The following is a 22,470-nucleotide window of genomic DNA, read 5'->3' on the forward strand; positions in this document are numbered from 1 at the left end:
TGATTTTGCCGGGTGGCGGCTTCGCCTTACCCGGCCTACTCTATTCCGTAGCGCCACCGGCGCTAAAAAACGTACTACTCCTCCATCGCAATCACAATCGCCTCGCCCATCTTCTTCAACGCCTCGCGATGTTTATCCGTCGGCGGCAGCGCCACGTTGATCCGCAGGCAGTTGCGGTACTTCCCTGATGCGGAAAACAGCGACCCGGCCGCCGCCTGGATCTTCAGCCGACACAGCTGCTTGCTGACGCACACCATATCCACCGTTTCCGGCAGCTCGACCCACAGCAGAAAGCTCCCCTGCGGGCGCGTGACGCAAATCTCTGCCGGGAAATATTGCCGTACCCAGCAGGTGTAGGTTTCCATATTGTGCTGATAAATCTGGCGCATCCGCCGCACGTGGCGATGGTAATGCCCGTCGCGAATAAACGCCGCCACCGCCATCTGCGTGCCCGGCACGTTAAACCCGCCCGCGGCGTACTTCATGTGCATCACCCGGTCGTAATAGCGGCCCGGGACAATCCAGCCGACGCGCAGCCCGGGTGCCACGGTCTTGGTAAATGAGCTGCACAAGATCACGCGGCCATCAATGTCCATCGAGTGAATGGTGCGCGGGCGTGGGTACTCCGCCGCCAGCTCGCCGTAGATATCATCCTCCACAATCACGATATCGTGCCGCTGGGCGAGCGCCAGCACCTGCTTCTTGCGCGCTTCCGGCATGATAAACCCGAGCGGGTTGTTGCAGTTGGGTACCAGGATCACCGCTTTTATCGGCCACTGCTCCAGCGCCAGCTCTAACGCCTCAATGCTGATCCCGGTCTCGGGATCGGTAGGTATCTCAATCGCCTTGATGTCATACCCGCGCAGCATCTGCATGGTGCCGTGAAACGACGGGGACTCCACCGCCACGATGTCCCCCGGTTTACACACCGAGAGCAGGGCGATCGACAGCGCGCCGTGGCAGCCGTTGGTGATGACAATCTCGTTTGCCGCGACGGTAGAGCCGCCGTCCAGCATCAGGCGGGCGATCTGTTCGCGCAGCTCAAGGCGGCCATCGAGCACGTCATAGCTCAGCATCTCGCTCGGGTTATGCTGCGCAAGGCGGCTCATCTCGCGCCACAGGGGCTTCAGGCTTGGCTGATTTACGTCCGGCGAGCCGCCGCCAAACGAAATCATCTCTTTGTCGGCGCGGGCGTCCAGCAGCATCATCACCTCATCCCACTGGGTGACGTCAACCGGGCGCTGTACCGGGCGCGTCATCGCCGGAACGGGCGGCTGGGCTTTGCGTTTCGAGACAAAATAGCCGGAGCGCGGCTGGGGGGTGATCAGCTGAAGATTTTCGAGGATCTGGTAGGCCTGCTGTATGGTGCTGATGCTCACGCCGTGCTCCTGGCTCAGGGCTCGCACCGACGGCAGACGCTCGCCGCTGCGATACAGCCCTTGTTCAATGCGTTCTGCCAGAAGGTTGGCGAGGTGTTGATAGCGCGTCATGCTGTATCCTTTATTTTCACCATACAGATTGTTAAACCAGTACAGATTGCCGCAAAAAACGGCATGCAGATACCGTTTTAGCGGATCTGTATGTTAAACAAAAGTTGTTTTTGCATCTGTATTGCGCAGGCCGATTTCCAGGATGATAACCCCACTGGCACAGTGAGGAGAGCATCATGGAATTCTACGAGAACCGTTCAAAACGTCCGTTCGTCGTGTTTGTCTGGATCGGCAAAACGATCCGCAACTGGTATCGCATCAACCGGACCCGCCGCATCCTGAGCCAGATGAGCGACGAGCAGCTCAGGGACGTAGGGTTATCGCGACATGATGTATAACGCGGATCGTAGGCCGGGTAAGGCGCAGCCGCCACCCGGCGATGTTCAGCTCAACAGTTCAAGCATCTGCCGTTTCGGCCTTTCCAGTAAATCCACCGCCTCCTGATACGTCCGCACGTTGTTATAGCCCATCACCAGCCCGTAGCGTTTGCCCGAGCCGCGATACCACGCTGAGAGGGCATTTACCTGGAGCTGGTGTTCCTGCCAGCAGCGGGCGATCTCCCGGTCCGCGCTTCCCTTTGCGAGAAACGCGACAATATGCATCCCGCCGTCGTTTTGTTCGGTGAAGAACAGGTCACCATAGACCTCACGCAGGGCGGCTATCATCCAGTCGCGGCGGGTCTGATAGAGGGAACGCATCTTCTTGAGGTGGCGAAAAAAATGCCCCTCGTTGAGAAACGCGGTGAGAATTTTTTGCGTCAGGATTGGCTGGCCGCTGGTGAGGATGTCCGCGCAGTCGGTAAACGCGTCGACAGTGCTGGCGGGCATCACCACGTAGCCCATGCGCAGCGACGGCATGATGGTTTTACTGAAGGTGCCCATAAAGATCACCCGGTCGTGCTGGTCGAGGCTCTTTAGCGACGGCAGCACCTTGCGGGTGTAGTGAAACTCTCCGTCGTAATCGTCTTCGACGATCCACGCCTCGTTCTGGCTGGCCCAGTCTAGCAGCTGCTGCTTGCGCGGCAGGGAGAGCGTTACCGCCAGCGGGCTCTGGTGCGACGGGGTGACAATGGCGAAGCGGGCATCGGGGTGATTGCGCAGCAGGTAGTCCGTATCCATCCCTGCGCGATCGACCGGCACGGTATGCAGGCGGGGCACAATTCGCTTGAGCAGTTGCTGGCCCATAAAATAGCCCGGATCCTCAAACACCACCTTGTCGCTGCGGCTGGCGAGCGTGTCGAGGATCAGGCGCAGGCTGCCGCTGTAGCCGCTGGTAATCAGCACCTGTTCCGCAGTGCAGGATAACCCGCGCGAGATATTCAGGTAGCGGGCAATCGCCTCGCGCAGCGGATACCAGCCCAGCACCGGCGGATTGAGCATTTCATCCTGACGCATGGCGCGCGTCGCCTGGCCCGCCAGCAGCAGCCATTTTTTGTAGGGGAAGCTGTCGAGCGCGGGAATGCCGGGACGCAAAAAACCGGCCCGTTCGCGCTGGCTAATCAACGACGGTGGCAGCGTGCCGGTCGCTTGTTCTGCGGGGGCGTTTTGCGCGGGCAGCAGAAGATCCGGGTTCACCCGCGTCCCGCGCGCGCCCTGGCTTACCAGATACCCTTCCCCCGTCAGAATGGCATAGGCCGTTTCAACGGTTTTTCGCGCGACCTTCAGCTCTTCCGCCAGCACGCGGATGGCAGGCACCTTGTCGCCGGGCTTCAGCACGCCGCGCGTGATGTTATCGCGGTAGCGGGTATAAATCTCGTGATAGCCCGGCTTCATGTCCTACCTCATTTCATGTTTTTTGTGTCTTTTTACTATGTCATTAACGGCGTAGATTTGCCTCATCGCATGACAAAAACGGCAAAAAAAGAGGAAAGACAATGAGCACTCGCGTAAACCACCACAAAGCCACACCTGCACTCGCCAACGCGCTTTCCGCCCTGAGCATGGAAGTGGCGAAAACCTCCATTGACCCGGCGCTGAAGCACCTGATTGACATTCGCGTGTCGCAGCTGAACGGCTGTACCTTCTGCCTGGATATGCATTCGAAAGAGGCCAAAATTGCCGGCGAGCGCGAGCTGCGCCTGTACCATCTGGCGGCATGGCGTGAATCCCCGCTGTTCAGCGCCCGCGAGAAAGCCGCGCTGGCCTTCACCGAAGCGCTGACCCAGATTGGCGTTCACGGGGTGAGCGACGCGCTGTACCGCAGCGTGGCGGAGCACTTCTCGGACGTGGAGATTTCAGAGCTGAACTTCGCCATTGTCGCGATCAACGCCTGGAACCGCCTGGGCATTACCTCCCGCATGGAGCCGGGCTCGCTGGATGCGGCATATGGGCTGAATAAGGCTAATCTGGAATAATCCCGATAACGTTGCGCTTACCGGGCCTACAGTGCGGCCTGATCCCCTCACCCTAACCCTCTCCCCAAAGGGGCGAGGGGACTGATCCGTGCATATCATTCAGCCCACACTGAGAGGGCGAACTCTCTTTCGCAATTCCTGCGCTTTAGCTTCTCGTTTCTTGATACTTACCCTGATAACTATTATCGTAGTGGCGTATTACGAGAGGATTCCCCATGCGTGAAGAAGATCTGTTTAGCCGCAGGCCGATGGGCATGCGGATGGCGATGATCGTGCGTCAGTGGCGCGCCGTCATCGACGACGCCATTCTCGACACCGGGCTAACCCAGTCGAGCTGGACGGTGATGATGCAGCTTCATCAGCTCGGGGATAACGTCTCGGTCAGCGAGCTGGCGGAAGTGCAGGGTATCGAACTGCCCCCGCTGATGCGCACGCTGACGCAGCTGGAAAAGCAGGGTTATCTGCTGCGCACCGTCTCGCCATACGACAAGCGTATCCGGCTGCTGACGCTGACGCCCGAGGGCAAAGCCATCCTTGAAAGGCTCACTCAGGTGATAGAGACGTTTCAGGCGCGCGTATCGCAAAACATTGCGCCGGAACATATCGACATTTTCAGCGCCACACTCAATCAAATCGCCTGCAATTTGCGGACAATCCGCGAAGAAGATAATAAGACCGAAAAATAATGACTCCTGAACAAAAGTTTGCCCGCTGGGTAAGGGTGAGTATTGCCTCTTTCCTGCTGATGTTTGTCTACTTTATCGTCGCGGATATCTGGATCCCGCTGACGCCGGACTCCACCGTGATGCGCGTGGTGACCCCGGTGTCCGCGCGCGTCTCCGGCTATGTGGCGGCGGTACATGTCCACAATAACAGCCAGGTCAAGAAAGGCGATCTGCTGTTTGAGCTCGACCCCACGCCGTTTCGCAATAAGGTCGAAGCGGCGCAAATCGCGCTGGAGCAGGCGCGTCTGTCTAACGATCAGCTGGATGCGCAGATTGCCGCGGCGCAGGCCAGCCTGAAAACCGCCGTGCTGACGGCGCGTAACGACAAGGTGACCTTCGACCGCTACCAGAAACTGAGCACCTTGCAGAACGTGTCGCAGGCGGATCTGGATAAAGTTCGCACCACCTGGCAGAGCAGCGAGCAGTCCGTCAGCTCGATTCAGGCGAATATTCATAACCTGCGCATTCAGCGCGGCGAGCGGGACGAGCACCGTAACGTGACGCTGCAAAAATACCGTAACGCGCTGGATGACGCGGAGCTGAACCTTGGCTGGACGAAGGTCTACGCCGAGGCGGACGGTACGGTCAGTAATTTGCAATTAAGCCCCGGTTTTTACGCCTCGTCCGGTTCGGCCGCGCTGGCGCTGGTGAACACCCAGACTGATATCGTGGCGGATTTCCGCGAGAAGAGCCTGCGTCATACCCACCAGGGGACGGACGCTGCCGTGGTGTTTGACGCCTTCCCGGGGCAGGTCTTCCGTGCCCACGTGACCAGCAGCGACGCGGGGATCCTCGCAGGCCAGGAGGCGGTGAACGGCCAACTTTCTGAACCGGAAACGTCCAACCGCTGGGTGCGTGATGCCCAGCGTATGCGCATTCACGTGGCGCTGGATGAAGCCTTACCGAAGCCGCTGCCAACCGGCGCGCGCGCCACCGTGCAGCTCTATAATAGCGAAGGGCCGTTTGCGCGATTCTTCTCCGGGATGCAAATCCATCTGGTGAGCCTGCTTCACTATGTCTATTAGCACCCTGGCGCGGGTCTTTACCCCGCACGGCAACATTGTCTACACGGCAAATGACTTTCGCCAGACCCTGCGCATCGTCTTCGCCGGGATGATTGCGCTGAGCATTTCGAGCTTCTACAACACCAGCTACGGCGTGTTTTTCGTGGTCTACCCGATCATGCTCCTCTCGCTGGTGCCGGTATTTAACCGCCACGTGGCGAAGCAGTTTATCTTCAGCGCATCGCTGAACTGCGTCGAAATGGTGATTATCATCGGCTATTTATCGCAATGGCCGGTCATTATGACGCTGGTGGTGTTCGCCCTGTACGTGATGCGTTTTCGCTTTATGAGCAAGGGGCCGCTGTTCCTGTTCGGTTCAATGGGCGTGGTATGCCAGAGCGTGATGCTCAACTTTATGAGCTACCCCACCACTAACTGGCACACGCTTTTGTTCTCTAACATCGAAGCGAGCGTGATGGCGGTGTGTCTGAGCGCGCTGATGAATTACCTGCTGCCGGACGTTGAGCCGCGTAAGCCGCCGCCGCTGATCGAGAAAAACGATGCCCGCGTGCGCCACGAGTCGCTGCTCTCCGGCACCGTGGCGACGCTGATTTTCGTGGTTTTCCAGATAAGCGATCTCAGCGATTCCCTGTCGGCGCTGATGGCGGGCATTTTGATCCTGTTCCCGATGCACTATCGCGGCTCGGTGATCAGCTCTATCTGGCGCGTGGTCGGCGTGGTGCTGGGGTGTCTCTATATCCTCGTCGTTCAGCTTATTCTGTACGATCACAGCAGCCATATGCTGCTGATGATGCCGCTGATCGGCCTTGGGCTGGCGTTTGGGGCACGTCTGCACGTGATGGAGAAGGTCGGCGCCGGGGTAGGCTTCGCCAGCATTACCACCATCGGCATCATGTTCGGACAGAACATGCATCCGGACAGCGACCTGGTGTTCAGCGATCTGTACCGCATCACCTCCGTCACCTTCGCGCTGGTGGTCACCCTGACGATGGTCTTTCTGGTGCACCTGATCCTGAACCGCTTCGAGGCGACGCGCTACGTTATCGCGCCGCCAAAAGCGGATTAGTGCGCCAGCACGGCGGGCAATTGCGAGAGTAAAAACAGGATCAGGCCAATCGTCCCGCCCACTAATGTGCCGTTGACGCGGATAAACTGTAGGTCTTTGCCTATGTTAAGCTCGATCTGACGTGACATATCTTTGGCGTCCCAGCTTTTCACCGTGTCGCTGATATGGCGCGTCAGGAACGCCGCAAAATCCGGCGCGACGCGGTGCGCCGCCTGTTCCAGATGCTCGTTCAGCGACGCGCGCAGGCTGGCATCATTCGATAGCGTCTCACCAAACCACAGCCCGGCGTTGGCAATGCGCTGCTTCACGCGCGAGTCCTCGCTTTGCATATCCGCCTTTAGCCACTGGCGAAGGTCGGCCCACATTTCACCCAGATAACGGTTAAACGCTTCATCATTCTTCAGATAGTGCTTGATGTTGTCGGCTTTGGCCGCCATCTCCGGGTCGTTTTTCAGGTTGTCGATAAGCTTCAGCGTGGCGCGGTCGAACGCCTGGCGGATCTGGTGCGTGCGGTCGTGGCTGATATCGTCCAGCAGCGTGTTCACCGCGTTCGACACCATCTCTGCACTCTGATCGCCCAGCCACTCGGTGGGCAGCACCATCGCCTTGCGGGGGTGCTCGGTCTTCAGCCAGTGGACAATCTGGTCAGAGATAAACTCCCGCGTGCTTTCCCGCTGAATTAGCGTAATCAGGCGGTTGATGATGGCGTCCAGCAGCACCTGATGGCGGTTGTTTTTAGTCATGCTTTCCAGCATCACGGCGCTGGTTTCGGTGAGATCGACCTTGTCGATAGCCTTATGCACCGCGCGTTTGAGCAGGCGCTGAATGCGCCCGTCGTCGGTCAGCTCAAGAAAACCGCTCATCACCTGCATCAGATGCAGCCCGACGCGCTGGGCGTTGTCGGGCTTGCTGAACCAGGCACCAATCATCTGCGCCGGCTCGTAGCGGCGAATTAACGCGACCAGCGACTGGGTATCCAGAAACTTCTCCTGCACGAACTGGCCGAGATTGTCGCCAATCCGGTCCTTATTGCGCGGGATGATTGCCGTATGGCGTGAAATGAACGGAATGGGCACCCTGCGAAACAGCGCGACGACGGCAAACCAGTCCGCCAGCGCGCCGACCATTGCCGCCTCGGCAATAGCCTTCACGCCGCGTACCCAGAAGGTCTGCGGCAGAAACAGGGTGGTGATAAAGGCCGCAGCGGCAATCAGCAGCAGCGACAGCGCCAGAAGCTTGGCGCGTTTGAGTTCAGCTATTTTTTCCATGGGTTAAGGATAGAGGGAGACGGGGGGAATGTGCAAAAACCGCCACAGCACCCACCCACCAAACCCCATCAGCACCACGCCCGCCGTGCGCTCAATCCACCACAGCGAACGGCTAAGCTTCTGTTGCACCGCCGATAGCCCCATCATCGACACCAGTGCCAGATCCCACACCAGCACCACCGTCACCATCCAGACGCCGCACGTTGTCTGCTGAAGCAGCGTGACGTCCGGCCCGAGTAACGCCGTCATCAGCGCCAGGTAGAACAGCGCATTTTTCGGATTTAACAGCGCCGACCCCAGCCCCAGCAGGATCTGCTTCATCAAAGAAGGGCACCGCTGTCGGGTTTCAGCAAGCGCCAGCGCCTGCGGTTGGCTGCGCACCAGATGCGAGCCGATCCACAGCAGATACAGCGCCCCGCAGAGCTCTATCAGCGTAAACAGCCAGGCAAACTGGCGCAGTGCGCTCCAGCCGATAATCACCAGTAAGATATACAGCCCGTTACCCGCGGCGATACCGAAGCACAACCCGGCGCTGCCGCGCAGTCGGTAGCGCGCGGCGTAGCCCACCAGCAGGAAGAAGTCCGGGCCAGGGCTTAACAGGGCGACAAAATGCGCCAGCGCCAGGGCGAGAAAAGCGGAAGGGAAGAACAGTTCCATAGCAACCTCGGTTAACAATCTGAGGTCAGCCTACGGTGATGCAAACGCTATTTATTGTCAGATATTGATCGGCCTGTCGCATACTGACGCGGCGTGGCCGCGGTATAGCTGACAAAGGTCTTATGAAAATGGCTCTGGTCGGCAAACCCGCTCTGGTAGCCGACGTCGGCAATGTCGTCTCCGGCACGCAGCCGCGCTTTGGCGAACTCCACGCGGGAGACGTTGAGAAAGCTGACCGGCGTCAGGCCGGTGTCCTGCCGGAAGGTGCGGATCAGCGTCTCCTTGCGCAGCGAGAATCGTTGGGCAAGTTCGTCAAGCGAAGGCGGTGCGGCCAGGTCGGCAAGAAATGCCTGCTGAAGGTGCTGACTGGTTGAGCGAAGCGCGTCTGCGTTTTCCACGCAGCGGGGAAGGGCAGAAAGTAGCGTGTCCACGGATGCAGATGACATCGTCTCAACAACATCAAGGTAGCGCTTGAAGAGCGCAGGGTCGCGAATCACCTGGAACGCCAGAGGAAGATCGGTGTCGATATAGAGCATATGGTAGCTGCGCGGTTGCCCGTTGACGGGGTTGCAGCTGTGCGGCGCGTAAGCCGGGATGACAATGAGATCGCCGGGGTTCAGGATAGACTCTCTGCCATGACTGACGCAGCAGGTCTGGCCTTCCATAATCGCGCCGATGGAGAGCTGCGGATGACAATGACGTTTGTACGCCCGGGTGCTCTGCCACGTACTGCGCAGCTCAAGACCTGCGGCGCGATGAAAGGTCTGGCGGATGTGGCGGGTATCGGTCATAAGAGCTCCAGTGATGAGCTTTTTTTATACCATGTATGCGTCTGCCCTGGCAGCGTCTTACTAAGAACCTTCCGTATATACCCAACTTTACCTTCATAGCCAGTCACATTGACTACCCTTAATACCCTAAGCGGTAAAACAAGGAGATTCGATATGGCTTACCAGACAGTAAATCCTGCCACCAACCAGCTCATCAAAGAATACCCCTCACATACCGACGCGGATGTAGAAGCGGCGCTGAAGGCGGCCGATGCGCTCTATCATTCTGACTGGGCCAAAGGCGACATCAGTCAGCGCCTGCCGGTACTGCATAAGCTTGCCGACCTGATCGACGAGCGCACCGAGGAGCTGGCGAAAATTGCCAGTCAGGAGATGGGTAAGCTCATCGAACAAAGCCGCGGCGAAGTGAAGCTGTGCGCGCAAATTGCCCGCTACTATGCGGACAATGCGAAGCAGTTCCTGGCCCCGGTGAAATATCCGTCTGAACTCGGGGAAGCGTGGGTGGAACATCACCCCATCGGCGTGCTGATGGCCGTAGAGCCGTGGAACTTCCCGTACTATCAGCTGATGCGCGTTCTGGCGCCAAACCTGGCGGCAGGTAACCCGGTGATCGCCAAGCACGCCAGCATCGTGCCGCACTGTGCCGAGACCTTTGCCCATCTGGTACGTGAAGCGGGCGCGCCGGAAGGGGCGTGGACCAACCTGTTTATCTCGTCCGATCAGGTAGCAAACATCATCGCCGACGATCGCGTACAGGGGGCGGCGCTGACCGGTTCTGAAAAAGCGGGTAGCGTGGTTGCGGCGCAGGCAGCGAAGCACATCAAAAAATCGACCCTTGAACTGGGCGGGAACGACGTATTCGTGGTGCTGGACGATGCGGACCTGGAGAAGGCTGTGAAGATCGGCGTTAACGCGCGGCTTAATAACGCCGGTCAGGTCTGTACCGCGGCGAAGCGCTTTATCCTGCACGAGAGCATCGCAGACGCGTTCCTCGAGAAATTCACCGAGGCGTTTAAGCAGGTGAAGATCGGCGATCCGCTGGACGAAAGCACCACGCTGGGGCCGCTGTCGTCGAAAGACGCGCTTGAAACATTGACCAAACAGGTCAACGAGGCGGTGAAAAACGGCGCAACGCTGCACTATGGCGGTAAACCAGTACAGCGTGACGGGAGCTTCTTCGAACCGACGATCCTGACGAATATATCGCGTGAGAACCCGGCGTACTTCGAAGAGTTCTTTGGCCCGGTGGCGCAGATCTACGTTGTGAAAAACGACGACGAGGCGGTCGCTCTGGCGAACGACTCGCACTACGGTCTGGGCGGCGCGGTGTTCAGCCAGGATATCGAGCGCGCGAAGAAAATGGCGTCGCGTATTGAGACCGGGATGGTGTACATCAACTGGCTCACCGATACGGCGGCAGAACTGCCGTTCGGCGGCGTAAAACGTTCGGGTTACGGACGCGAGCTGTCGGACATGGGGATCAAAGAGTTTGTGAACCAGAAGCTGGTGGTTGTTCGCAAGTAATGTCGGAAATAAAAAAAACCTGCCATCCGGCAGGTTTTTTATTAACAGTTTCATCGCCTTTCTTGCCGGGTGGCGCTGCGCTTACCCGGCCTACAATGTGCAATAATTTTACTCTATTGCACCCTTCATTGTAGGCCCGTGCAAGCGTAGCGCCGCCGGGCGAAACGGGCAATCAGTCTTAGAAGGACACGCCGCCGCCAACATATGCGCCGTCAATCAGCGTGTGGTTTGGACGACCGTCTTTGCCATCAACGCTCACGTGGCGGTAGCCCACTTTCAGCGTAACCGGTTTGACCGGGGTCCAGCTTACGCCGCCGTTAGCTTCAACATAGTTCTTCACGCTGTTGTTCAGGCCGTCTGGCGCAACGTAGCCTTCACCGAATACCCTGATGCTGTCGGTCAGGGCAACGTTCACACCGCCACCGACCGGGAACGCCACGCCGTTATCGCCTTTCTTCGGGCCAACGTAGAGGGCCTTAGCGCCTGCGTTCAGCATCACCGGGCCGACCTCGAAGTTGTAGCCTGCACCCACGCCACCGGTCGTGGTGCCGTCGTCGGTGTTTTTCAGCCAGTTACCTTCGGTGTACAGACCAGAGGTAGATTTGCCCATTTCCACATTCAGGTTGGTAAAGTTTTTACCCTGCTCAATGCTGCCGCCCATTGCCAGTGCGGAGCCCGATACGGCGGTGAGAGCAGAAAGGATGAGAACGTTAAGCTTTTTCATGAGTGTTTCCTCGTCATCAAATTAATCTGAGGGCACCTTAACAAGGGATGTTTATGACTGCAAATGTGATGGGTATCGCAGTTTTATGCTGTTTTTGTTGGGTTTTTTAATCTTAAATGTTGATGAGATGTTTGTAAGGCAAATCGTCAATCCCCAATCCATTCGCGTTTAGGGAAAGTTTATATTTTTGGCTAAACGTTTAATGAACGAGGCGAAGAAAGCCGTTTGAGGTGAATTAATTAAGTTTCTAATAATTTCCAAAAATATTTCAGCTGTCACAGATAAAGACAGAGGTTTACATTTCTGGTGGTTGCTATACGTATTTCTTTGCCGATCCGCTGTCGTTACATGTCATTTTTCTGACACGTTTCTTCATTACGTTGTTGGCTTCACTTACTGGATGCTAACAATATGAAAAGAAGTATCATTCCTGTGCTAATCGGTTGTGCGCTCTCTTTCTCTGCCCTGGCGGCACAGCCAACCGCGGAGCGCTACGTCGTCAGCTTCCCCGAAGGATCGCATGTTAAATACAGCGGTGCGTTTGCCAGCGCGTTTCCGAACGGGCTTCCTGTGGGGGTGGGTTCTGGTTTGCTGTTCACCGGCAAGCAGGGCGATACCCTGACCTTCGCGACCGTGACCGATCGCGGTCCAAACGCCGACGCGCCAAAGAAGGGCAAAAACGAAGCCAAAATTTTTGTTACGCCGGATTTCGCTCCGTTCTTAATGACCATCCGCGTCCAGAACGGCAAAGCGGAGGCCGTGGATGCCCGCCCGCTGCATGATGATAAAGGCGAGATTAACGGCCTGCCGCTGGAAAGCGGCGTGATTGGCTCGACCAATGAAGTGGCGTTCAGCGACACCTTAAACGTGCTCAAAGGCGATAACCGCGGGCTGGATACGGAAGGCATCACGCCGGACGGGAAGGGCGGTTACTGGCTGTGCGATGAGTATGGTCCGTTCCTGATCAATATCGACAGCAAAGGGAAAATTCTCGCGATCCACGGCCCGCAGGCGACTGAAGGTGAGAAATCCATTGCGGGCGGTCTGCCAAACATCATCAAATGGCGCCAGGCGAACCGTGGTTTTGAGGGCCTGACCCGGATGCCGGACGGGCGTATTATCGCCGCCGTGCAAAGCACGCTGGATATCGACGGTAAGAGCAAAAAGCAGGCGCTGTTTACGCGTCTGGTTAGCTTCGATCCGGCGACCGGGAAAACCGCGATGTACGGTTACCCCGTTGACAGCGCGGCCTACAGCAAAAACAGCGACGCTAAAATCGGCGATATCGTGGCGCTGGATAACCACACGATCCTGCTGATTGAACAGGGTGAGGATAAAAACGACGCGATGCGTAACCTCATCTACAAGGTGGATCTGAGCAAAGCGAGCGACCTGACCGCCTTCGACAAGCCGGGCGACTACCCGGAGTTTGACGATGAGAAAACGCTGGCGCAGCGCGGCATTACCCTTGCTGCAAAAACGCAGGTGGTCGATCTGCGTGCCCTGGGCTGGCAGCAGGAAAAGGCCGAAGGGCTGGCGCTGATAGACGGCAAAACGCTTGCGGTGGCGAACGATAACGACTTTGGCGTGAAGGTCGCGATGCAGAACCCGGTCGACGGCAAGAAGCTGAAGGATTATCGGGTAAACGCGGAAGGCAAGCTGACGCTGGATGACAAACCGGTGGAGACCACGCTCAGCGTGAAGCCGCTGAAGAAGCCGGAATCTGACAGCGAATTGTGGATCGTGACGCTGCCGGAGGCGTTGAAATAATACCAGGGCTTACCCCTCACCCTAACCCTCTCCCCGAAGGGGAGAGGGGAAGCAAGGCGGTTATTTCTGTAGCCCCGCAAACGCCGCCCGAATCTCCTCTTCCGGCAGCTGTATTCCAATAAACACCATCACGCTGTGCGGCGCTTCATCGCCCCACGGGCGGTCCCAGTCGGCGCTGTACAGGCGCTGTACGCCCTGAAACAGCAGGCGGTTCGGCTCGCCGTCGATCCACAGCATCCCTTTGTAACGCAGCAGCTTATCGGCAAACGACAGCAGCAGGTTCTCCATCACGCGGGAGACCTCGCTGATATCCACCGGGTAGTCCAGCTCCACCACAATCGACGCCACGTCGTTTTGCCTGTCTCCCATAAAGTGGAAGCGCGGTTTCGTGGTGACGTTCTCTTCCAGCATAAAGCCGTTGGTGTTGAACAGCTGTGACAGGTCGATATTGCCGTGCGTTACCGTGTAAATCGGCGCGCGCGAGTTAATGCGCGTCAGGCGCTCGCGCAGTTTTTCGCTGTCGCCCGCCACGTCGGTTTTGGTCAGCAGGATGCGGTCGGCGTAGCCAACCTGAGACTGGGCGATGGTGAACTGGTTCATCTGCTCGTCGGCGTGGACCGCATCCACCAGCGCGATGACGCCGTCCAGCAGGTAGCGCTGGCACAAAACGTCATGAGAGAAGAAGGTCTGGATAATCGGACCCGGGTCGGCCATGCCGGTGCATTCGATCACCAGACGGTCAAAGTCGATGTCGCCGCGATCGCGGCTGTCGAGCAGATCCAGCAGGGCGTCTTCCAGCTCGTTAGAGCGGGTGCAGCAGATGCAGCCGTTGGTCAGGGTTTTGATTTGCGTGGCGCGATCGCCAATCAGCTGGTCGTCCACCGAGACTTCACCGAACTCGTTTTCGATCACGGCGATTTTGAAGCCGTGCTGCTCGTTCAGGATGTGGCGCAGCAGGGTGGTTTTGCCTGCGCCGAGAAAACCGGTCAGCAGGGTAACGGCAATCGGGGTCATGGTCTCTCCTTTAGCAGCAGCGGACGCCGCCTTCTCCACTTCCGCCATAGCGCGCTTCCTGACGCTCGCGGAAGAATTCGGTGTAGGTCATGTACGGCTTATCGGGATGGTTGGTCTTCATATGCTCAACGTAGTTGTCATAGTCCGGAATGCCAATCAGCATCTTCGCCGCCTGACCGAGGTATTTTTTCGCTTCGCCTAAGTTACCAAACATAATGCATCCTGATAAGACAACGCCCGGTGGCGCTACGCTTACCGGGCCTACAGTACCGTTGTAGGGCGGGTCAGCGTAGCGCCACCCGCCATTTTTTTAATGGTGTGAAGAGGTCTTCACGCCGCCTTCCGGCACTGGCACGTACGGGGTCTCTTTATCCGTACGGCCATCGGCGTTGCGCACTTTCATCCAGGTTTTAATCCCGTAGAAGATAATGCTGTACACCACCACCAGGAACAGAATGCTCAGACCCGCGTTGGTGTAGTTGTTCACCACGATATGGTTCATGTTGGCAATCTGCTGCGCGGTCAGATCCGCGTCGCCTGCGGCAATCTTCTCTTTGTACTGGTTAGCCATGAAGAAGAAGCCTTCCAGCTGCGGGTTGGTGCTGAACAGCTTCAGACCCAGCGCCCAGGTGGTGCAGAGCAGCAGCCACAGCGCAGGAACCACGGTCACCCAGATGTATTTGGTGCGTTTCATCTTCACGAGAACAACGGTGCCCAGCACCAGAGCTACGGCTGCGAGCATCTGGTTAGAGATGCCGAACAGTGGCCACAGGCTCTTCACACCGCCCAGCGGGTCGACAACGCCCTGATACAGCAGGTAACCCCACAGGCCTACGCAGCCCGCCGTACCCAGAACACCCGCCACCAGAGAGTCGGTTTTCTTCAGGAATGGCACGAAGTTGCCCAGCAGATCCTGCAACATAAAGCGGCCTGCACGGGTACCGGCATCCAGCGCGGTGAGGATGAACAGCGCTTCGAACAGAATACCGAAGTGGTACCAGAAGCCCATGTCCGCCCATGGCAGCACTTTATGGAACACGTGTGCGATACCTACCGCCAGCGTCGGCGCGCCACCGGCACGGTTCAGCACGGACGGTTCGCCGATGTCTTTCGCGGTCTGCATGATCTGCTCAGGCGAGATCACGAAGCCCCAGGAGCTGACGGTTGCCGCCGCGTGTGCGCTGGCCTCTTTCAGCTGGGCCATGATCAGCGCGGTATTTTCGCCGCCCATCTCATGCAGGTTTGGCATGGTGATGCCAAGACCCGCCGGTGGAGTGTTCATCGCGAAGTACAGGCCTGGCTCGATAATCGACGCCGCCACCAGCGCCATGATCGCCACGAAGGACTCCATCAGCATCGCGCCGTAACCGATAAAGCGCGCGTCGGTTTCGTTGGCCATCAGCTTCGGCGTGGTGCCGGAAGCGATCAGCGCATGGAAGCCTGAAACGGCGCCGCAGGCGATGGTGATAAACAGGAACGGGAACAGGGCGCCTTTCCACAGCGGACCGGTACCGTCAATGTACTGGGTCACCGCCGGCATTTTCAGCTCCGGGTTGATGATCACAATCCCGATCGCCAGCCCGACGATCACGCCGATTTTCAGGAAGGTTGCCAGATAGTCACGCGGAGCCAGAATCAGCCACACCGGCAGCAGGGCGGAGATAAACGCGTACCCGATCAGCGCGAAGGTGATGGTGGTGTCTTTAAAGGTCAGCGCCGGGCCCCAGTACGGGTCGTGCGCAATCACGCCGCCGAAGTAGATCGAGGCGACCAGCAGCACGATACCAATGACCGACACTTCACCCACGCGGCCCGGGCGCAGGAAGCGCATGTAGATGCCCATGAACAGCGCAATCGGTACGGTCGAGCAGACGGTGAAGACGCCCCACGGACTTTCGGCCAGCGCTTTCACCACGATCAGCGCCAGCACCGCGAGGATGATGATCATGATCAGGAAGCAGCCGAAGAGGGCGATAGTGCCCGGCACGCGGCCCATCTCTTCTTTGATCATCTCGCCCAGTGACGAACCGTTACGGCGCGAGGAGATAAACAGCACCATAAAGTCCTGCACCGCCCCCGCCAGCACCACGCCCGCCAGCAGCCAGAGCGTGCCCGGCAGGTAGCCCATCTGCGCGGCCAGCACCGGGCCGACCAGCGGACCCGCGCCTGCAATGGCGGCAAAGTGGTGACCAAACAGCACGTAGCGGTTGGTTGGCACGTAGTTCAGGCCGTCATTGTTAATGACCGCCGGGGTGGCGCGCGTCGGGTCGAGCTTCATGACCTTTTGCGCGATGTATAAGCTGTAGTAGCGATAAGCCACAAGGTAGACGGAAACCGACGCGACCACGATCCACAGGGCGCTGACGTGCTCGCCCCGGCGTAATGCGACAACCGCCAGACAGAAAGCACCGAGGATCCCGAGTAAGGCCCAGGGCACGTGCTTGAGTAGTTTTTTAGTATCCATAGTAAGACCTGGTTTTTTATGTAAAGAAAAAAGGGTCAGGGTTCGTTGTGAGGAGGTATTGATTAATGCTGGAGCGATCGTGCCAGATCCCCGCGCGCGTAAAGCACGGTAAATGGGTGAGTGGTTGAAAGCGATGCGTGAGCGGTCAAAAGCGGGGGCGAGTGGTTAAGGCTCACCCCCGGCGGAAAGAAATATGTGATTGAGATCACTAAGGATAATCTGGCGCTTCGGGCGTGGCCGTTCACGCCTGTGCGGAAACGCAGCGCTTTTTGTGCAATGGGATCAAACCGCGGCTTCCATCTCCATCATCACCGGGTGGAAACGGCGTTTGAAGTAGATCAGGCCGTGCCCCTCGCTGCTGAGAATGATGTTTTTTATTTCCACGAGATAGACCAGATGGGTGCCGATAGTTTGCACCTGGGTTATCTCCCCTTCCAGACTTGCCAGCGCGCCTTTCAGCACCGGCTGCGCCAGTGGGCCTTTCTGCCAGCAGGAGAGCGCGAAGCGCTCCTCCATGGCCATGCCCGTCATTCCGGCAAAGTGGCGGGCCATGATCTCCTGCTCGTGGTTCAGCACGTTGACGCACAGTTTGCCGTTGCCCTGAAAGACCGGGTTCATGGCGCTGTTGGCGTTGATGCAGACCATGACCGAGGGCGGGGTATCCGTTACCGAACAGACCGCAGTGGCGGTAATACCGCAGCGACCGGCGTCGCCCTCGGTGGTGACCACATTGACCGCCGCCGACAGGCTGGCCATCGCGTCGCGAAAACGCAGGCGTTCTTCAGATTGCATTGAAACCTCCCGCTGCGCTATTTCAGCAGCTTATCCAGCATGTTGATATCAGTGTTGTTGTGCAGGTGCGGCACGGTCCAGCCGTGCTGGTCGTACTCGGACATGCAGCGGTCAACCATCGCCATCATCTTGTCCATGTTGCCGGAGCTTTGCGCCTGACGCAGGCATTGCAGGCGGATCTCGTCCTGGCTTCCGGAGTAGTTAATCTCGTACAGCTCGTGGCGACCGCCAAACTCGCTGCCGATGGCGTCCCACATCAGTTTCAGGATCTTGATGCGCTCGACGTGATCCATCCCGTTGGAGCCGCGCACGTACTTCGCCAGATACTGGTCGATCTGCGGGTTGTTCAGGTCCCGCGCGCTGGACGGCAGATAGATCAGCCCGGAGGTCACGTTGCGTTCGATAATGTTCTTGATCTTCGCGTAGGCCATTGGCGCCATCACGCGGTAGGTCTGCAACGCCGCGTGGTCAGGCAGGAACGCGCCGTTCACCCACGGCGTCGCTTCAGAGCACATGGAGTCGCTCAACGCCCAGAACATGTTGCGCCACGCCACCACTTCGCCGAGATCCGCCTGCACGCCGCGGAACTCCAGGGTGCCGGTGCACTCCAGGGATTTTTTCAGCAGGGCGGTGATGAAGTCGAGCTTCACCGCCAGACGCACGCAGGCCTGAAGCGGGTACATGCGGGCGAAGCCGCCCTCCATCGTCCAGCGACGGCAGCGGTCGAAATCGCGGTAAATCAGCACGTTTTCCCACGGGATCAGCACGTGATCCATCACCAGAATCGCGTCGTTCTCGTCGAAGCGGCTGGAGAGCGGATAGTCATACGGGGATCCGGTCGCGCCTGCCACCATCTCGTACGAGGCGCGGGAGATCAGCTTCACCCCTTCGGCGTCCATGGGAGCGACGAACATCAGCGCGAAGTCCGGGTTTTCGCCCATCACCTGCGCGGAGCCAAAACCGATCATGTTGTAGTGGGTCAACGCCGAGTTGGTCGCCACCACCTTCGCGCCGCTGACAACGATCCCGGCGTCGGTCTCTTTCTCTAGCTTGATGTAAACGTCCTTCACCTCGTCCGCCGGCTTATGGCGATCGATTGGCGGGTTGACGATGGCGTGGTTAAAGTACAGGCCGGTTTCCTGAATGCGGGTGTACCAGTTGCGGGCGTTCTGCTCGAACTGACCGTAGAAGGCAGGGTTCGCTCCCAGCGCGCAGCCGAACGCCGCTTTGTAGTCCGGCGTGCGCCCCATCCAGCCGTAGCTCAGGCGCGACCACTCGGCGATGGCGTCGCGCTGCTGGCGCAGGTCGTCGGCGCTTTTCGCCACGCGGAAAAATTTGTGGGTGTAGCCGCCGCTGCCGGTGTCGGTGCCCCAGCACAGCGTATCCTGCATGTCTGGCTTGTGCAGGGCGTCGTACATCTGGGCGATGGACGCCGCCGCATTGCGAAATGCCGGGTGGGTAGTGACGTCCTTAACGCGCTCGCCGTAGATATAAATCTCACGGCCATCTTGCAGGCTTTTTAAATACTCTTCGCCGGTTAACGGACGTTTGGCATCAGCGCGGAAATCTTCAGGCTTCATAGGGACCTCGTATCGGAAGATGGTTGTTAAATTTATGTTTTGTTTTTGTTGTTTAATTGAAGCGTGAGAGGGGCGGAACGTGAAGGGACGATTGGGACAACGGCGGGTACTTTTCGGGCGGGATTGGGATTTGTGATCTGTGCGGGTTTTTGGCGGGTAGCGCTGCGCTTACCCGCCCTACATACCGCGATGCGCTCAGGAAACCGGTACTTTCTGCGCCCGATACGCGCTGGGCGAGCAGCCCGTCAGGCGATTGAAAAACCGGGCGAAATAGGCCGGATCTTTAAATCCCAGCTGCCAGGCAATCTCGCTGACCGCGCTGTCGGAAAACAGCAGCAGACGCCTGGCCTCGCGCAGCTGCCGGTCGAAGATCAGCCGTTTCGGCGAGCGGTTGGCGAAGCGGCGGCAGATGTCCGTCAGGCGGGATTCGGTGAGGTGCAGTTCGCTGGCGTATTCCGGTACCGTCCAGTGCTGGTGATAGTGGGTATCGATCAGCTGGGTAAAGCGCTGAAACAGCTTCAGCTCGCCGCGCATGCCGCTGGCCGCGTGGTCGTCGAGCTTCGCGTTGCGCAGCAGCAGGGTAAAGACCGCCTGCGCCAGAAGGACCAGCGTATGCTCACGGCCCGGCAGCTGTGCCGTGGATTCCCGGGCAATGAGCTGCCAGTAGTGCTTCAGCGCCGCCAGCTCGTCAGGCTTGTCGGCAAGCGACAGGCAGATCCCCGGCAGGCCGAACGCTTCCCGCGTGCCGGGGTAGAGCACTTCTAACAGCGGCCAGATGAGATCCTCGCGCACCGTCAGCACGTGGCCGTCGCTGTCGGATTCGGTGATAAACGCGTGCGGCACCGACGGCGGCGTCAGCACAAACAGCGGCGCCTGCACCGAATAGCGGTGGTCGTCGAGCTGGAGCTCAATCTGCCCGGTGTCGAGAAAGTGCATCTGAAAATACTGGTCGTGACGGTGCGCCTGCATGTCGCGGCCAAAAAAGGCCGCCATGCGCGCGAACGACTGGTAGTGCACATCGTCGGAGCCCAGACTTTCGTCGTACTCCTTGCTGATATCAATGTTGGCGATAGGGCTCTGGCACATGCTCGTTCCTCTGTTGAACCCGCTGCGTCATCGGGATGCGCGTCAGCACCAGCGCGCCGACCACCAGCAGACCCGCCACGAACCACAGCCCGGAGCTGAAGCTGCCGGTCGCGTCGCGCAGAATACCAATCAGTAGCGGGCTGACGGCAGAGCCGACGTTGCCGATGGCGTTGATCACCGCCAGCGCCACCGCGCGGGATTGCAGGCTAATAACCTGGTCCGGCGTGGTCCAGAATATCGCCATGGCGGTAAACGATCCGGTTGAGGCCATGATGATGCCAAGCAGCTGGATCAGGCTGTGATCGGTCGCGGAGGCCAGCATCCATCCCGCCGCTGCAAACAGGTACGGCAGGATAGTGTGCTTTTTTCGCTCTTTCAGCCTGTCGGAGCGGCGACTCCACCAGATCATCCCGAGAATGGTACAAAACTGCGGGATCGCCGCCAGCAGGCCAATCACGATATTGCTGCTGCCGGTATTGAAGCTTTGCAGGATCTGTGGCGTCCAGATGTTGATCGCACTCAGCGTATTGGTCAGACAGAAGTAGGCCAGCGTGTAGAGCAGCACGGCGGGCGTAAGCACCTCGCGAAGCGTCGATCGCGGCGTGACGGATTGGGCGATGGCGACCTCCTGCTCGCGGGCGATCATCGTTTTCAGCGCCTGCTTTTCGTCTTCATCCAGCCAGGTGGCCTGATCCGGCGTGTCGTTGAGGTAAAACCAGGTCACCACGCCGAGCACCACCGACGGCAATCCCTCCAGCAGAAACAGCCACTGCCAGCCCTTCAGGTTCCACAGCCCGTCCATCGCCAGAATGTACCCGGAGAGGATCGAACCAAGCATCATGGTCACCGGCATGGCGATCATAAACAGCGCGTTGGCGCGGGCGCGGTGATAGGCCGGAAACCACCAGGTGAGATAGACCAGAATCCCCGGCAGGAAACCGGCTTCCGCAATGCCCACCAGCATGCGCAGGACGTAAAGCGTTTCGGGGCTGGTGGCGAACATGGTGCAGGTGGAGGCGATGCCCCACACCACCATGATCCCGGCGATCCAGCGCCGTGCGCCGACCTTCGCCAGCATGATGTTGCTGGGGATCCCGCACAGCACGTAGGTGACGTAAAACAGCGTCGCGGCCAGGCCAAACATGGTCGACGTGAGGCCCAGATCTTTGCCCATCGTCAGCCCGGCAAAGCCGATGTTAATGCGATCGAGAAACGAGAAAACAAACAGGATAAAGAGAAACACGATCAAACGACGGAACAGCTTATTTATTGCGCGATGTTCTACATCTTTATTATGCAGGGTTGAGGTCGTCATGTTGCGCTCCACATCGTACGTTTAGTAGACGGATTTATTGTTATCAACTGCTGTGGTGACGTCGGTAAAGCGGGCCGCCAGCGCTTCGGCGCTGCGGGCGAGCAGGGTGGTATCCACACCGACCGCCACAAACAGTGCGCCGAGGCCGAGATAGCGTTTCGCCAGCTGTTCATTCGCCATCAGGATGCCGGGCGCTTTACCCGCGCAGAGGATCTGGGCGATCGCCTGCTCAATGGCGGCCTGCACCTCCGGGTGCTGTGGGTTGCCGGCAAAGCCCATGTCGGCGCTCAGATCCGCCGGGCCGATAAACACGCCGTCGACGCCTTCCACGTCCAGGATCTGCGGCAGGTTTTTCAGCGCCTCGCGGGTTTCGATTTGCACCAGCACGCACATGGCGTCGTTAGCCTGATGCAGATAGTCCGGGATGCGGTTCCAGCGCGACGCGCGTGCCAGGGCGCTGCCGACGCCGCGAATGCCCGCAGGTGGGTAGCGGGTGGCGCTTACCGCCAGCCGCGCCTCGTCAGCGTTTTGCACCATCGGCACCAGCAGGGTTTGCGCCCCCACGTCCAGCAGCTGCTTGATCTGCACCGGATCGTTCCACGACGGGCGCACCACCGGCTGGCTGGGATAGGGAGCGATAGCCTGTAATTGAGTTAACACGGTCTGCACGCTGTTCGGCGCGTGCTCGCCGTCGATCAGCAGCCAGTCAAAACCGGCCCCGGCCAGCAGCTCGGCGCTGTAGCTGCTGGTCAGCCCCAGCCATAAACCGATTTGCGGACGGCCCGCCTTTAGCGCCGCTTTGAATGCGTTTTGCATGATCGCCTCC

General features: G+C 58.8%; 21 protein-coding genes. 7 read left to right on the forward strand and 14 right to left on the reverse strand.

Annotated elements, in window-relative coordinates; translation table 11 throughout:
* Positions 1-74 precede the first annotated feature (74 nt).
* On the reverse strand, positions 75-1,490 hold the full coding sequence (locus tag E0L16_RS07180) for an aminotransferase-like domain-containing protein (RefSeq protein ID WP_131636628.1): 1,416 nt from the start codon (positions 1,488-1,490) through the stop codon (positions 75-77).
* A 176-nt stretch (positions 1,491-1,666) separates the two neighbouring features.
* Here E0L16_RS07180 and E0L16_RS07185 point away from each other — a divergent pair, with 176 nt between their 5' ends.
* Entirely contained in the window at positions 1,667-1,828 is a 162-nt protein-coding gene (locus tag E0L16_RS07185) for a DUF1127 domain-containing protein (protein ID WP_107534623.1), read from the forward strand.
* A 45-nt stretch (positions 1,829-1,873) separates the two neighbouring features.
* Here E0L16_RS07185 and pdxR read toward each other — a convergent pair whose 3' ends face one another.
* Positions 1,874-3,262 carry a MocR-like pyridoxine biosynthesis transcription factor PdxR gene (gene pdxR / locus E0L16_RS07190; RefSeq protein ID WP_131636629.1) on the reverse strand — a complete coding sequence of 463 codons (1,389 nt, stop codon included), beginning with the start codon at positions 3,260-3,262 and terminating at the stop codon, positions 1,874-1,876.
* A gap of 101 nt (positions 3,263-3,363) precedes the next feature.
* Between pdxR and E0L16_RS07195 the strand changes: the two genes are divergently transcribed.
* The 4 genes from E0L16_RS07195 to E0L16_RS07210 all read left to right on the forward strand — a co-directional run bounded on the left by E0L16_RS07195 (position 3,364) and on the right by E0L16_RS07210 (position 6,659).
* Positions 3,364-3,843: a carboxymuconolactone decarboxylase family protein gene (locus E0L16_RS07195; protein ID WP_010427243.1), complete on the forward strand. Its 480-nt coding sequence runs from the start codon at positions 3,364-3,366 to the stop codon at positions 3,841-3,843.
* Between the two features lie 215 nt (positions 3,844-4,058).
* Positions 4,059-4,529 (forward strand): MarR family winged helix-turn-helix transcriptional regulator, encoded by a 471-nt coding sequence (locus E0L16_RS07200; RefSeq protein WP_063867344.1) that lies wholly within the window; start codon positions 4,059-4,061, stop codon positions 4,527-4,529.
* Entirely contained in the window at positions 4,526-5,593 is a 1,068-nt protein-coding gene (locus E0L16_RS07205; RefSeq protein ID WP_107534625.1) for an HlyD family secretion protein, read from the forward strand. Before E0L16_RS07200 ends, E0L16_RS07205 begins: the two co-directional genes overlap by 4 nt.
* Positions 5,583-6,659 (forward strand): DUF2955 domain-containing protein, encoded by a 1,077-nt coding sequence (locus E0L16_RS07210; RefSeq protein WP_063867348.1) that lies wholly within the window; start codon positions 5,583-5,585, stop codon positions 6,657-6,659. The genes E0L16_RS07205 and E0L16_RS07210 overlap by 11 nt, the downstream gene beginning before the upstream one ends.
* Here E0L16_RS07210 and E0L16_RS07215 read toward each other — a convergent pair.
* The 3 genes from E0L16_RS07215 to E0L16_RS07225 are packed head-to-tail and all read right to left on the reverse strand — an operon-like array spanning position 6,656 to position 9,375.
* Entirely contained in the window at positions 6,656-7,927 is a 1,272-nt protein-coding gene (locus E0L16_RS07215; RefSeq protein ID WP_131636630.1) for a DUF445 domain-containing protein, read from the reverse strand. The two genes, E0L16_RS07210 and E0L16_RS07215, sit on opposite strands and share 4 nt — an antisense overlap.
* 3 nt (positions 7,928-7,930) lie before the next feature.
* The gene (locus E0L16_RS07220) at positions 7,931-8,584 is read right to left on the reverse strand and encodes a LysE family translocator (RefSeq protein ID WP_063867352.1); all 654 of its coding nucleotides are present in this window, start codon (positions 8,582-8,584) and stop codon (positions 7,931-7,933) included.
* A 47-nt stretch (positions 8,585-8,631) separates the two neighbouring features.
* Positions 8,632-9,375, reverse strand: coding sequence for a helix-turn-helix transcriptional regulator (locus E0L16_RS07225; protein ID WP_131636631.1), 744 nt, complete (start codon positions 9,373-9,375; stop codon positions 8,632-8,634).
* Between the two features lie 153 nt (positions 9,376-9,528).
* On the opposite strand from E0L16_RS07225, the gene E0L16_RS07230 reads away from it, so the two are divergent.
* Complete coding sequence (locus E0L16_RS07230; protein ID WP_131636632.1) at positions 9,529-10,899, forward strand: NAD-dependent succinate-semialdehyde dehydrogenase; 1,371 nt, start codon at positions 9,529-9,531, stop codon at positions 10,897-10,899.
* 178 nt (positions 10,900-11,077) lie between these two features.
* Here the strand turns inward: E0L16_RS07230 and E0L16_RS07235 are convergent, their stop codons facing one another.
* The gene (locus tag E0L16_RS07235) at positions 11,078-11,623 is read right to left on the reverse strand and encodes a YfaZ family outer membrane protein (protein ID WP_063450766.1); all 546 of its coding nucleotides are present in this window, start codon (positions 11,621-11,623) and stop codon (positions 11,078-11,080) included.
* Positions 11,624-12,034: 411 nt separating this feature from the next.
* Here E0L16_RS07235 and E0L16_RS07240 point away from each other — a divergent pair, with 411 nt between their 5' ends.
* Positions 12,035-13,393 (forward strand): esterase-like activity of phytase family protein, encoded by a 1,359-nt coding sequence (locus E0L16_RS07240; protein WP_131636633.1) that lies wholly within the window; start codon positions 12,035-12,037, stop codon positions 13,391-13,393.
* 60 nt (positions 13,394-13,453) lie between these two features.
* On the opposite strand, the gene yjiA is transcribed toward E0L16_RS07240, so the two are convergent.
* The 8 genes from yjiA to hpaI all read right to left on the reverse strand — a co-directional run bounded on the left by yjiA (position 13,454) and on the right by hpaI (position 22,460).
* Complete coding sequence (gene yjiA, locus E0L16_RS07245; RefSeq protein WP_131636634.1) at positions 13,454-14,407, reverse strand: GTPase; 954 nt, start codon at positions 14,405-14,407, stop codon at positions 13,454-13,456.
* A gap of 10 nt (positions 14,408-14,417) precedes the next feature.
* Entirely contained in the window at positions 14,418-14,621 is a 204-nt protein-coding gene (locus E0L16_RS07250; protein ID WP_003856610.1) for a YbdD/YjiX family protein, read from the reverse strand.
* A 96-nt stretch (positions 14,622-14,717) separates the two neighbouring features.
* The gene (locus E0L16_RS07255; protein WP_131636635.1) at positions 14,718-16,871 is read right to left on the reverse strand and encodes a carbon starvation CstA family protein; all 2,154 of its coding nucleotides are present in this window, start codon (positions 16,869-16,871) and stop codon (positions 14,718-14,720) included.
* A gap of 282 nt (positions 16,872-17,153) precedes the next feature.
* Entirely contained in the window at positions 17,154-17,663 is a 510-nt protein-coding gene (locus tag E0L16_RS07260; protein WP_003856606.1) for a 4-hydroxyphenylacetate 3-monooxygenase reductase subunit, read from the reverse strand.
* Positions 17,664-17,680: 17 nt separating this feature from the next.
* Entirely contained in the window at positions 17,681-19,243 is a 1,563-nt protein-coding gene (gene hpaB / locus E0L16_RS07265; protein WP_131636636.1) for a 4-hydroxyphenylacetate 3-monooxygenase, oxygenase component, read from the reverse strand.
* A gap of 195 nt (positions 19,244-19,438) precedes the next feature.
* Positions 19,439-20,329, reverse strand: coding sequence for a 4-hydroxyphenylacetate catabolism regulatory protein HpaA (hpaA, locus tag E0L16_RS07270; protein WP_063867369.1), 891 nt, complete (start codon positions 20,327-20,329; stop codon positions 19,439-19,441).
* Positions 20,301-21,644: a 4-hydroxyphenylacetate permease gene (hpaX, locus tag E0L16_RS07275; protein WP_064910200.1), complete on the reverse strand. Its 1,344-nt coding sequence runs from the start codon at positions 21,642-21,644 to the stop codon at positions 20,301-20,303. Before hpaX ends, hpaA begins: the two co-directional genes overlap by 29 nt.
* Before the next feature lie 21 nt (positions 21,645-21,665).
* Positions 21,666-22,460 carry a 4-hydroxy-2-oxoheptanedioate aldolase gene (hpaI, locus tag E0L16_RS07280; protein WP_131636637.1) on the reverse strand — a complete coding sequence of 265 codons (795 nt, stop codon included), beginning with the start codon at positions 22,458-22,460 and terminating at the stop codon, positions 21,666-21,668.
* Between the last annotated feature and the right edge of the window lie 10 nt (positions 22,461-22,470).

It is taken from the genome of Enterobacter quasihormaechei (assembly GCF_004331385.1).
In the GTDB taxonomy this organism is placed as follows: Bacteria; Pseudomonadota; Gammaproteobacteria; order Enterobacterales; family Enterobacteriaceae; genus Enterobacter; species Enterobacter quasihormaechei.